Consider the following 12,432-nt stretch of genomic DNA (forward strand, 5'->3'; position numbering starts at 1 on the left):
CTCGTTCATTTACAGACTGATTTTATTATCTTCTTATTTTTTGCGATCCTTCGCGTCTTGCTCAACTTCCTGTTTCCATTCCTCTGATATTGGTGCAGCATTCTGTTTGGCTTCTACGGCTTTATTGACTGCTTTATATGCCTTATCGTAACCCGTGCCATCTTGAACATAACCTGTAGCATTCGAACTCTTAATACCGATATTATCCGCAGCCGTAATCGCATCAATATTGGCACCTAAGAAAATAAAGTCCCACTTATCTTCAACTTCTGCAGATTTAATCATAGATTTAATCTTAGCCTGACTATATTTGGTGCTACTGTTCTCTTCACCGTCAGTAATAATCACAAACAAAATATTATTGTTCTTGGTGATTTTTCTATTCTCACGCATTTTCACCATGGTATCGCCAATGGCATCTAATAATGCGGTGTTTCCACCGACAGAATAGTCATCTAGCGTGAGGTTTTTCACTTTATCAATAGGTTCTCTGTTGTGTAATAAACTGGTTTTATTATTAAACAACACCGTGGTAATAAAGGTTTTACCCGCTTTATTTCTATTTTCTGTCAGCACGCTGTTATATCCACCAACAGTGTCAGATTCAAATCCTGACATTGAACCGCTTTTATCCAAGATAAACACCAAATCTAATACTTCAGAATCTTTAGCGGGTTCAACAATGGATTTAGCGCCAGAAACGCTAGAAAAAAAGAGTAGGAATACAGCAGATATTGCAGTAAAAAATGAAGTCTTAAATAAATTCATCACTGAGCCTCTTTATAATATTATCCTGACGAAACTACCTTTTAGTTTCCGTGTTTCAGCGGGATATCACATAAGATTACTCTGCTTAATTTATAAGCAAATTCTTAATTATAAAGACACTCAGATAAACTTAATGGAATATACTTACCTTACCCACACACCATAATTTCTGAGTTTGTTAATTTCTTTAATAAACCCATTAAGTTTTATATATTCCTCAGCCATATTGCTCGAAGGACTTTCAGTATACGTTTCCACTAACTGAACAGTTAATTGATGATATTGTTTATTTAAGTCTTGATGAATATCGACTTTGTTCGCATTTTTCAGCGTTTCTGTTAACGCTATAATCTCATTCGCCACCGATTGAACCTGTGGATCACGGAAGGCCGCTTGAGGAACTTGATAACTTAAGTGCTGGCTAATTGAATTATTTTCTTCATTTTGCGGTGAATTAGGTACTAAATTTTGATCGTGTTCGTTCGCAAAATATTCAATTAACTCAGATTGATCAAAACATTTTGATTTAATATCTTCTTGCTTGTACTGCTTATTCTCTGCCCCCGGCAACGCTTTGCCAATTGGGTAAGTACAACGGAATAAATTGCCATCAATCACCACGGCATCACTGCTTTTGATAGGTAAGCTTAATTCATGCCCATAAATAGTGACATTTCGCGGCGCGGGTTGATACCCCTTTTTATCTTGCTCGGTATACACTTCAGAAAATGTGTAATACACCCCATGATTAGGGTTTAGGATCCCGCCTGAGTTATGTTCAAACACCATAAATTTGGTGACATGACCTGTATTATCTTCAAGTGTATGTTCACCACTGGCTAATGATACTGATCCATACTGACTAGGCTCGACCAGATAATCTTTACCATCCACTTTAAAGGAAATCGTGTTTTCTGTTGGATTGCTATAATAGAACTTTCCTTTATTTCCCATAATATCGAGATCACCACAGGCAGTAATCAATAGCATTACTGTTGTGAGCAGGCTGACTTTCAATATAGCTTTCATGTATATCCTCAACATATTACACATCAAAAAAATAGACCAAAAAACAAACAGTCAAGGGTAGTAATCTTATTCATCCCAATAAAAATAGTTTTACGATTAGTGCTTAACACTTCTTACTTGTTGAAAATCAATCAATAATGACGAACTATAAAAAATTAGATATAGAAAAGCGCTGTAAAACTAAGATTGATGAGTGGGCGTACGACGTAATGCTTTAAATAATAGCTGGAAAACAGATTCCATTGTCGGTGTTAGCGTTTGGTTATTACGCATTAAGGATATTGAACGCGTTAATGCGGGTTGTTGTAACTGTAAAACTTTTAACTCAGGATCCCGTAAATGCACCGTATATAACTGAGGCAAAATGCCAATCGCTAATTTCGACCTGACTAAACCATATAAGGTTTCAATATAATCGACTTGATAACGCGGATTAATATTAAAGCGATTACTTTCAATTGTAGCGCTCACTAATCGATTAATATTTCCTTTCGAAAACATAGCAATGTCACGGTTATTTAAGAACTTCCACGGTAGATGAAATGCATTATCTGAAATAAATTCATCACGGTGGATTACTGCAACAAATGGGTCATCTTGCAAAGGATATAAAGTTAACTCTTCAGGAACCGAGCTATCCAATACACCTACCCCAAAATCAATTTCGTTATTCACTAATTTATTCACTAGTGTATCATTCGTTTGGTCATAAAATTCCACATTCAGTTTAGGAAAATGTTGCTGTAATTGTTCAGGAATAATCGGGAATAATAACGAACTGACAGAAGGAACCAATCCAATGCGTAATGTGCCATCACCGCCCTCTTCGATAATTTTTTGAATATCACTGAAGCCTCGGTGGGAGACACTTAAAATACGCTCTGCATGAGGTAAGATTGCGGCGCCTAGCTCCGTCAATGTTACTGACGCTGCCGTACGGTTAATCAACTTACCGCCAATTACGGTTTCAATCTGCCGTATCGCACTGCTCAATGCAGGCTGACTCACCGCTAAGCGATTTGCGGTTTCAGTAAAATGACGCAGATGTGCAAGAGTCACAAAATATTGCAACTGCTTTAGAGTTAATGCCGGAAGGCGCTGCCATGGCTCAGTCATTGTATTTCCTCGCAAATTGGATCGTCATTCTTATCATGATGCGCTTCATTATAACCTCTCTTTATGATTCGATAAATTTTATCATCTTGGCAAACGTTTGCCTTGCTCATAAAGTAGCGACATAAATCTTTGAGATGGTGTTTTATGAAGCTAACAAATCAAACTCGACGTCGAGCCGTACAAGCCGCAAAAGGCGAAGTACCTTTTGACCTTTTACTCACCAATGCCAATATTATTGATATGGTCACTGGGGAAATTCGATCTGCGGATATCGGTATCATTGAAGGGCTGATTGCCAGCGTACACCCAACAGGAAGTCGTACTGATAGCCATGAAACCCATAATTTATCAGGAAAATTTATTTCCCCAGGTTTTATTGATACCCACGTTCATTTAGAAAGCTCCCATCTTCCCCCTGCTCGTTATGCTGAAATTGTCCTCACACAAGGCACCACCGCCGTATTTTGGGATCCCCATGAACTTGCAAACGTATTGGGATTAGATGGCGTACGCTATGCCATTGATGCTAGCCGTAATTTGCCCCTTGATGTGATGGTTGCAGCCCCTTCTTCTGTGCCTTCAACACCAGGATTGGAAATGTCAGGTGCAGACTTCGCAGGACAAGAGATGTCCACGATGTTGAGCTGGCCGGAAGTACGTGGTGTGGCAGAAGTGATGGATATGTTCGGCGTGCTAAATGGCAGCGAACGCATGGAAGAGATCCTCGACGCCGGATTAAGCTCAGGAAAAATCATTGAAGGTCATGCCCGCGGATTAAAAGGTGCTGATTTACAAGCTTACCTCGCTGCTGGCGTTACCTCCGACCATGAACTCACTTCCGCAGAAGACGCCCTCGAAAAATTACGAGCGGGGCTAACACTGGAAATCCGTGGTTCTCACCCTTACCTGCTACCTGAAATTGTGGCGGCATTGCAAACACTGCCGCATTTATCCTCACAAATCACGGTATGCACAGACGATGTTCCGCCAGACATATTGATTGAAAAAGGCGGCGTGATTGCGCTGCTGAATTTATTAATTGAGCACGGAATGAAAGCCACTGATGTGTTGCGCTTTGCGACATTCAATGGCGCAATTCGCTTACAGCGCAATGACTTAGGTTTGATAGCCGCAGGTCGTCGCGCCAACTTAGTGGTTCTTGATTCTCTCGATACCTTAAAAGCTCAGCAAGTTTATGTCGATGGCAAAAAAGTGGCAGAGAATGGGCAACTTTTTTCGCCGATTGCCACTGAAAATACGATTTTACCGCCACGCGATACCATGCACCTAGCGCCAATCTCGGCTCAAGATTGCCAGCTTCAATTAGCTGACTTGCAAAATGGTACTGCGCGTTTACGTCATATTAGCGGTGCCCGCTTTACTCAGTGGGGAGAGGTCGATGTTCAAGTCGAAAATGGCATCGTGCAACTGCCTGATGAATTTAGTTTGATCCGCGTACAACATCGCCATGGACGCCATAACGCCAAACCACAAATTGCCTTACTAAAAGGATGGGGAGAATTACGCGGCGCCATTGCCACCAGCTACTCCCATGATTCCCATAACCTTGTAGTGCTCGGACGTGATGCCAACGATATGGCAATGGCAGCCAACCTGCTGATTGAAAGCGGTGGCGGTATGGCGTTAGTTCAAGATGGTAAAATCCTTGCTCATGTGGCGATGCCCATTGCAGGTATGCTCTCGGAATTACCTGCACCTGAGCTGGCAGAACAATTTCGCCAACTCAGAGAATTGAGCAGCCAAATTGCTGACTGGGAACCCCCATATCGTGTATTCAAAGCCATCGAAGGCACTTGTCTTGCCTGCAATGCTGGCCCACATTTAACCGATTTAGGACTGACTTGCGGTACCACTCGCCAGATAGTTGATGCCGTCTTAGAACGTGCTGAAAGTAATAGCGGTATTAAAAACACTCATCCAATAAAAAATAATGATAGGAGCGCCAATTAATGGCTAACGATTCTCTTCATCAGCCAACATCAGGGAGTTGGTTAGAAAGGCGTTTTGCGCTGCGTGAACGTGGCAGTTCAATCAGAACAGAATGCCTCGCCGGAGCCACTGGGTTCCTTGCAGCAGCCTATTTGCTCGTAGTTATTCCCGGACTGTTAGCCGCAGGCGGCATGGATAAAGGCGCAGCGACCACAGGCACTATAATCGTGTTTGTACTCGCTAGCCTATTAATGGCGTTCTACGCTAACTTGCCTTTTATTGTGGGTCCCGGTATTGGTGGCTCGGTATTAGTGGGGATTACCCTTGCAGGCAGTGAAGGAATTGATTGGCAAATCGGTTTAGGCATCGCCTGCTGGTCTGGAATTTTATTTTTCCTGCTCACCAAATTCGGTTTACGTGAGGTTGTGACTCGCTCCGTACCACAATCCATCAAATTAGGCTTAACAGCATCTATCGGTCTGTTTGTGGCAGTGTTGGGCTTTCGTAATGCAGGCTTAGTATTAGCCAATCCAAAAACCAACGCATTAATGCTGGGGGATTTTCTCTCTCCGGGTGCCTTAGTCGCTCTTGCGGGCTTCTTTGTGGCTATCGCATTGCAAGCTCGCCGCATTCCCGGTGGGATCTTATGGGCGATTTTGTTCGCCACCGTGTTAGGCATTCCGTTCGGCGTCACAAAGTTACCAGAAAGCTTTATTGGCATGCCGCATTCTATTGCGCCAGTTTTAGGTCAGGTGGATTTAATCGGCGCCTTAAATATCGCCTTCTTGCCTTTCTTATTTGTGTTCTTCGCCGCGGAGTTTTTCTCTACTATGGGAACCACATTAGCCGTCGGTGGCGAAGCCGGATTGCTGGATAAAGAAGGCAACATGCCAAATATCAACCGCCCGTTTATTGTCGACTCCATCGCCGCGGCGTTAGGTCCAATGGTCGGTATTCCAGCGGCAACCGCATTAATTGAATCTTCAGCAGCCGCTGAAGCAGGCGGTAAAACCGGTATGACAGCATTAGCGGCGGCGTTCATGTTCCTGCTTATGTTACTGTTTACCCCAATCGCACTAATGATCCCGGCACAAGCTACCGCTCCTGCATTAATTTTAATTGGCTTAAATATGTTCAGCGGATTACGTAAAGTGGACTTAGCGAACTTTACCGACGGTCTGCCAGTATTAATGATGGTGATGATCACTTTAATCGCGAACAGCTTTGGTACAGGGATTGCAGGTGGGTTACTGTTTTATATCTTAATTAAAGCGGTGGCAGGCAAGTGGCGTGAAATTCCAATCAGTCTGTGGATCCTCGCTGTGCCATTAGTGTATTACTTCTCAACGTTAGTGAAGCACTAAGCCTGCTCATCCCTATTTTTTTCTAACTGAGCCGGATTATTTCGGCTCAATGTCTCAAATGACTTTTTACTAAATATGACATCATCGGCTTCATAGATTGTGATCTTTGAGGCCACCTTAGTTCCATTCTTGATGTTAATAGCTTCTATTAGCGAAGCTTTTAATTCATTGAAAAAATTCATTTTATTCTCAAAAAATAAAGAGAATACAAAACATACACTAAAGAGACAATCTTGGTAATAAAAATAGCCTCTATTTGAGGCTATTTTTCTATTTGCATCTTATTTAAATCTGCATATTAAATCAGTGGGGGAATTTGAGGCTGAATTGGCACTTCGATCACCGTTGGGCCTTGACGCTTAAATGCCTCACGGCAAGCCGCTTTGACCTCATCTACCGTCGTGGCTTTTAACGCCGTGCAACCATAACCTTTACCCAGCGCCACAATATCCAAGTTTGGAATATCCAGCCCCGGAACTCCTGGCGTTTCTTCTAACACCGCGAAGGATTTCAAAATGGCGTACTCGCTATTTCGTGGGATCACAAACACAATCGGTAAATTATGTTGTGCCGCACTCCATAGCCCTTGAATCGAATATTGCATCGAGCCATCACCAATAATCGACATCACAGGGCGGTGTCGACCACTGTCTTTTTCCGCTAAAGCGATTCCCACGCTTGCTGGTAAGTTCCAACCTAATGATCCACTGGCAAAGGTATAGAACGAATCCGGTGCATCAATTGGCCATTCACGATGTAATTCGCCGAGGTTTGACGGCGATTCTTCCACCAAGATAGTCTCTTTCGGGGAGACTTCTCTCAGCGCTTTAAACAGCTGCGCTGCACTTAATACCGTTGAATCCCCCTTCACCCCTGGTGCGGCAGGGTGTGGAGCCATACCATGGGACTGTTTCTCAACCTTATTTTTCGCTGCCGTTCTGGCGTTCACTAACGGAGTCAGCCCTTCAATCGCGAGTACCGCATCACTGAGTAAGCTATCACCAACCGGTGCTCTTCCTACCTCAATAGGGTCATCGGTAATGTGCAGTAAACGCATGCCATCTGGCAAATAACTCCCTGCTACATAAGGATAATAACGGAAAACAGGCGCCCCGATAATCAACGCCAAATCATACCCTTTTAGCTTATCGGACAGCGGTCCCATCGCGAAAGGCAACCCGCCAGCATACAGAGGATGCGTTTCAGGGAATGGCGGACGTTCCGATGCTGGCGCCGCCCAAACAGGTACATTCAATTTTTCGGCTAACGCAATGCCCGCGTCCCAGCCTTCCCCCCGCGCAATGGCGGAGCCATAAATCAGCACTGGATTTTTGGCAGAATTCAGCGCATCCGCAAATGCTTGTAAACGAACAGGATCATAACCAATGCGCTGGGAAACTTCACGCACAACCGCCTCTTGGGCAACGGCAGGTTTATCCCAATCATCAAGGGGGATTGATAAGAAAACGGGTCCCGCTGGTGGCTGAAGTGCCATCGCATATGCTCGCATAAATGCCGCTGGCACATCTTCCGCACGCTCCGGCTGGTAACTCCATTTGACCCATGGTTTTGGTAAGGTTTCAGGCTCAATATTGGTTAGCCAAGGTTCCATCAGCAACATTTCACGGGTTTGGTTACCCGCCGTGATAATCAGTGGCGTACGGTTCATATAGGCGGTGAGAATATTACTCATCCCATTACTTAGCCCCGCGGAAGTATGCAAGTTGACCATTGCCACTTTGCGCATTCCCTGAGCATAACCGTCAGCTGCTGCTACAGCAGATGCTTCATGTAATGTTTGGATATAACGAAAATCACTCGGAAAATCTTTTAAGAATGTCTCTTCAGTTGAACCAGGGTTACCGAAAATGGTCGTAATATTCAATTGGCGTAGTAAATCAAAAGTCACTTGGCGAATGGTTTTCTTCATTTAAAATACCCTAATTAAGATACCTGAATTAATCCCCATCATAACCAATCCCCCCAATGAAAAACATTTTCCTCTCAGAGAATTAATCTTATTTAAAACCTAAAGATTGCTTTTTATTTTATTTAAATACAATCAGTTAAATAAACATCTTGTTTCGATGATAACAATCCAATGGGAATAAATACTGCACTCTAAGATTTAATCCATATAAAGCATGAAAGATGCTTAAGAATATTGGTCTTTATACTAATTTCAGCTTCAATTTGACGCGTAAAAAGCAGATTAATCGCCAACAAAACTGACTAAAACGTGAGTTATGTAGCAATTTTTTAACATTCATTAACAATATAGCGGCTTTTATGTCACCCATCACATTTCCAACAATTACCACGACTTAGCGCCAGCGCTAATACACCAAAAGAGATGATGAAATCACGTTATTTTCCCACCAGATAAGAGAAATTAAAATGCCTAATAAAATCAATTTGTTATTTTATTATTATTTATTTCTTTGATTAAATCCTCCTCTAGTAATGACTTAAACCAATCAATGAAAGTACTTTTTTCATACGATTTACTTAACTAAAAGTTATATCAACCTCAACAAAACTCATTGTTAAACAAAAGTTAAGCAAAGTAACTTTATTTAACACTAATGTTAAATCGCAAAAGTGAATGCTCTGGTAAACAAATGTGAGGTAAAAATAATGACACTAGATGCCAGCTATACGCTATTGTTTGCATGCTTAGCGCTGCTTATTGGGATGATTGTGGTGAAAATCAGCCCTTTTCTACAGAAAAACCATATTCCTGATGCTGTTGTCGGTGGATTTATTGTTGCTATCGTTTTATTAATTGTTGATAAAGCAGCAGGCTATACTTTCTCGTTTGATACCTCATTACAAAGCACATTGATGATCGCTTTCTTCTCATCAATTGGTTTAAGTTCAGATTTTTCGCGATTAATAAAAGGCGGGAAGCCTCTCGTTATTTTAACACTCGCAGTTACCATTTTAATTGTGATCCAAAATGCTGTGGGCATGGGTATGGCTGTCATGCTAAATGAAAGTCCATTTATCGGTCTGATTGCAGGTTCAATCACATTAACAGGCGGTCACGGTAACGCTGGTGCTTGGGGTCCTATCCTTGCCGATAAATATGGTGTAACAGGGGCTGTTGAGCTGGCGATGGCGTGTGCGACTATGGGCCTGGTTCTTGGTGGGCTTGTCGGTGGGCCAGTAGCACGCCACTTACTAAAAAAAGTGACCATCCCAAAAGCAACTGAGCAAGAAAAAGAGACCATCCTTGAAGCATTTGAGCAACCAACGGTAAAAAGAAAAATCAACGCCAATAACATCATTGAAACCATTTCAATGCTGATTATCTGTATCGTTGCGGGTAGCTATATCAGTGAGTTAGTAAAAGATACGCCAATGCACTTACCAACTTTCGTTTGGTGTCTGTTTGTCGGTATCATCATTCGTAACGTCTTAACCCACGTGTTTAAACATGAAGTTTTCGAACCAACCGTTGACGTTTTAGGTAGCGTGGCACTCTCGTTATTCCTTGCTATTGCGCTAATGTCATTGAAGTTTGGTCAATTAGCTAGCATGGCGGGTCCAGTATTAATCATTATCGCAGTACAAACCGTTGTGATGGTGTTATTCGCCTGCTTTGTCACATTCAAAATGATGGGCAGTGACTATGATGCTGTCGTTATCAGTGCGGGTCACTGTGGATTCGGAATGGGGGCAACGCCAACGGCAATCGCCAACATGCAAACCATTACTCGTGCATTCAGCCCATCACACAAAGCCTTCTTAGTAGTACCAATGGTCGGTGCTTTCCTGGTGGATATCACCAACAGTATCATCATCAAGCTATATATTGAATTAGGCGCAGCCATCGCATAATCCTCAATAGCATATGCCGGCTCATAACCAAAAGTATATGAGCCGGCATTTTTCATTTCTGGTAAGTGACCCCGATATCGGATCCATGACACCTTTTTCTGTAGAATAAGAAAAAATGCAAAGTATTACCTAGTTCTAACCATGGACGACCAATAATGAAGTTAAGGCACCTTGATATCTTTTATGCTGTGATGACCTGCGGTTCACTCACTCGAGCAGCAGAAGTTCTGCATATTTCCCAGCCAGCGGCGAGTAAAGCACTCAAGCATGCTGAACAGCAATTGGGACTCGTTTTATTCCAACGGATCCGAGGGAAATTACTGCCAACAGATGAAGCCAATTTATTATTTGAAGAGGCAAAAGAGGTTTATCAGAATTTAGATAGACTCAGAATTTTGGCACAGAATTTATCTAGAAACCCACAAGGTAAGTTGGCTATTGGGTGTTTACCTAGCCTAGGGCTTAACTTAGTGCCTGAAGTCACCGCACTGTTTATTAAAAAGCATCCAAATATCAAACTCACTATTGGTACCCATCACACCACAGATATTTTGCAATTATTAACTCAACAAGATCTCGATATTGGTATCGCATTTAATTTGGCCATTGAAGGTGGGATCACCGTATTGCCTGTTGCTGATATACCTCTCGTCTATGTGGATAGTCAGGCTCCCGCGAAATCTCCCGTCTCACTGGTGGATATCGACCAAGACCGCTGGATCCACCCAGGCTCCGACTCCCTCTCTCAACTGCTACAGCAGAGGCATGAGTTCCAAGAATCCAATATTAGCGTGCACACTTACCACATGGCTGCGGAGTTTGTTCGTGCAGGCCTAGGTTGCAGTATTACTGACATTTTTTCTGCAGAACATACGCTGCCAGAATCAATGATCTATCCGCTTAAAGAAAATTTGCATTTAGCCGTATCCGTTTTCCATCGAGCAGATAGACCGCTCACGAAAGCCGCACAAAATTATGTAAACACCTTGTCGCTAATACTAAAAAAACGCAACGCAGTAGTTAACCAAAAGTTATACTCCGGTGATGAAAACTCAATTGTTTAGTCTGACTATTCGCCGTTAAATGATAACTCCTAAGTTATTATTGGTTGCGGAATATTATGACTAAACATGTGGTAGTGATTGGTGCTGGAGTGATTGGATTAAGTACCGCATATGCTTTAATTAAAGCGGGTCAAACAGTCACATTAATTGAATCTGATTCTGGCGTTGGCATGGAAACCAGCTTTGCCAATGGCGGACAATTAAGTTATCGCTATGTTTCGCCGCTTGCAGATGCAGGCGTTCCATTACAAGGCTTACGCTGGATGGGTAAAAATGATTCCCCATTAAATTTAAGAATCGATTTTACATTACAGCAGCTTTCTTGGATGACCCAATTCACCTTAGCCTGTAACCGCACCACCAATAAAATTAATGGCGCTCATTTATTACGATTATCGCTACTCAGTCAAAATGTCATGAATACGTGGCGTACGAATGGTGATATTTCCGATTTTGCTTGGGAAAAATCAGGAAAATTAATTATCCATCGCGAACAATCTAGCTTTAAAAAAGCCAGTGAAACCGTGGATAAGGAATTTCAAAAGGTTTTGAATGCCGATGAAATCGTTGAGTTAGAGCCTGCATTAAAAAATATTCAATCACAGTTAGTAGGTGCGATTTACGCTCCCGATGATGAAACCGCTGATTGTTATTTATTCTGCAAAAATATTCTGGCTTATTTATCAACACAGCCGCAATTTACATTATGCCTTGAGCACTCGGTCAAATCCTTTATTAAACTTGGCAATACCATTACGGGTGTAGAAACAAATCAAGGCTCAATTCAAGCAGACGATGTGGTAATTTGCGCAGGTAATGGTAGCCGTGAGTTATTAAAACCCCTTGGCATTGATGTGCCAATTCTCGGTTTAAAAGGCTATAGCCTCAGTGTGGAATATCCACAAATGGCACATATCGTTCCTAAACTTAGCGTGACCGACTACGGCAATAAAATTGTCTACGCCAAACTAAATGATCAATTACGCATCGCTGCTATGGTCGATATTGGTTATGACAAATTTGGATTACGAGAAAACAGAATTTCTGCATTAAAAAATATTATTAAAAAAACATTCCCGGATTTACCTAAAATTGATAAAGCTGAAACATGGTGCGGTTTACGTCCGTCAACACCAAAGGGACCACCAATGTTAGGCAAAACTACACACAGCAACTTATGGCTCAATGTGGGTCACGGCAGTTTAGGTTTTACATTAGCAGCGGGTAGCGCAGAGATATTAACTCAGCTCATTACCCAGCAACGCTCCCCTATTTCATTAGAAGGATTAACGAGGTAA

Annotated in this window: 9 protein-coding genes; 5 read left to right on the top strand and 4 right to left on the bottom strand. The window is 42.3% G+C overall.

The genetic code is table 11. The annotated features are described in order from the left end of the window. Nucleotides 1-33 precede the first annotated feature (33 nt). The 3 genes from ACIH2S_RS15025 to ACIH2S_RS15035 all read right to left on the bottom strand — a co-directional run bounded on the left by ACIH2S_RS15025 (nt 34) and on the right by ACIH2S_RS15035 (nt 2,913). Nucleotides 34-768 carry a vWA domain-containing protein gene (locus tag ACIH2S_RS15025; RefSeq protein WP_108478362.1) on the bottom strand — a complete coding sequence of 245 codons (735 nt, stop codon included), beginning with the start codon at nt 766-768 and terminating at the stop codon, nt 34-36. Nucleotides 769-912: 144 nt separating this feature from the next. Then, nucleotides 913-1,797 carry a hypothetical protein gene (locus ACIH2S_RS15030; RefSeq protein ID WP_108478363.1) on the bottom strand — a complete coding sequence of 295 codons (885 nt, stop codon included), beginning with the start codon at nt 1,795-1,797 and terminating at the stop codon, nt 913-915. Between the two features lie 180 nt (nt 1,798-1,977). Then, nucleotides 1,978-2,913: a LysR family transcriptional regulator gene (locus ACIH2S_RS15035; RefSeq protein WP_036955688.1), complete on the bottom strand. Its 936-nt coding sequence runs from the start codon at nt 2,911-2,913 to the stop codon at nt 1,978-1,980. 144 nt (nt 2,914-3,057) lie between these two features. Here ACIH2S_RS15035 and ACIH2S_RS15040 point away from each other — a divergent pair, with 144 nt between their 5' ends. Both ACIH2S_RS15040 and ACIH2S_RS15045 read left to right on the top strand, forming a co-directional pair. Beyond that, entirely contained in the window at nt 3,058-4,884 is a 1,827-nt protein-coding gene (locus ACIH2S_RS15040; protein ID WP_349487971.1) for an adenine deaminase, read from the top strand. Then, nucleotides 4,884-6,227 (top strand): NCS2 family permease, encoded by a 1,344-nt coding sequence (locus ACIH2S_RS15045; RefSeq protein ID WP_036955694.1) that lies wholly within the window; start codon nt 4,884-4,886, stop codon nt 6,225-6,227. Before ACIH2S_RS15040 ends, ACIH2S_RS15045 begins: the two co-directional genes overlap by 1 nt. 298 nt (nt 6,228-6,525) lie before the next feature. Here ACIH2S_RS15045 and mdlC read toward each other — a convergent pair whose 3' ends face one another. After that, nucleotides 6,526-8,157 carry a benzoylformate decarboxylase gene (gene mdlC / locus ACIH2S_RS15050; RefSeq protein ID WP_154600115.1) on the bottom strand — a complete coding sequence of 544 codons (1,632 nt, stop codon included), beginning with the start codon at nt 8,155-8,157 and terminating at the stop codon, nt 6,526-6,528. 707 nt (nt 8,158-8,864) lie between these two features. Between mdlC and gltS the strand changes: the two genes are divergently transcribed. From gltS to ACIH2S_RS15065, 3 genes are all read left to right on the top strand, one after another. Continuing rightward, entirely contained in the window at nt 8,865-10,070 is a 1,206-nt protein-coding gene (gltS, locus tag ACIH2S_RS15055) for a sodium/glutamate symporter (protein WP_036955698.1), read from the top strand. Between the two features lie 155 nt (nt 10,071-10,225). After that, on the top strand, nt 10,226-11,134 hold the full coding sequence (locus tag ACIH2S_RS15060; RefSeq protein ID WP_036955699.1) for a LysR family transcriptional regulator: 909 nt from the start codon (nt 10,226-10,228) through the stop codon (nt 11,132-11,134). A gap of 56 nt (nt 11,135-11,190) precedes the next feature. After that, the gene (locus ACIH2S_RS15065; RefSeq protein ID WP_430247664.1) at nt 11,191-12,432 is read left to right on the top strand and encodes a D-amino acid dehydrogenase; all 1,242 of its coding nucleotides are present in this window, start codon (nt 11,191-11,193) and stop codon (nt 12,430-12,432) included.

Origin of the sequence: Providencia lanzhouensis (assembly GCF_050469745.1) — a bacterium.
Lineage (GTDB): Bacteria > Pseudomonadota > Gammaproteobacteria > Enterobacterales > Enterobacteriaceae > Providencia > Providencia lanzhouensis.

Bases quoted from the DNA above. Each gene is read 5' to 3' on its own strand.
- ACIH2S_RS15035 (WP_036955688.1), bottom strand. From the start codon at position 2,913: ATGACTGAGCCATGGCAGCGCCTTCCGGCATTAACTCTAAAGCAGTTG.
- gltS (WP_036955698.1), top strand. From the start codon at position 8,865: ATGACACTAGATGCCAGCTATACGCTATTGTTTGCATGCTTAGCGCTG.
- ACIH2S_RS15030 (WP_108478363.1), bottom strand. From the start codon at position 1,797: ATGAAAGCTATATTGAAAGTCAGCCTGCTCACAACAGTAATGCTATTG.
- ACIH2S_RS15040 (WP_349487971.1), top strand. From the start codon at position 3,058: ATGAAGCTAACAAATCAAACTCGACGTCGAGCCGTACAAGCCGCAAAA.
- ACIH2S_RS15025 (WP_108478362.1), bottom strand. From the start codon at position 768: ATGAATTTATTTAAGACTTCATTTTTTACTGCAATATCTGCTGTATTC.
- ACIH2S_RS15065 (WP_430247664.1), top strand. From the start codon at position 11,191: ATGACTAAACATGTGGTAGTGATTGGTGCTGGAGTGATTGGATTAAGT.
- mdlC (WP_154600115.1), bottom strand. From the start codon at position 8,157: ATGAAGAAAACCATTCGCCAAGTGACTTTTGATTTACTACGCCAATTG.
- ACIH2S_RS15045 (WP_036955694.1), top strand. From the start codon at position 4,884: ATGGCTAACGATTCTCTTCATCAGCCAACATCAGGGAGTTGGTTAGAA.
- ACIH2S_RS15060 (WP_036955699.1), top strand. From the start codon at position 10,226: ATGAAGTTAAGGCACCTTGATATCTTTTATGCTGTGATGACCTGCGGT.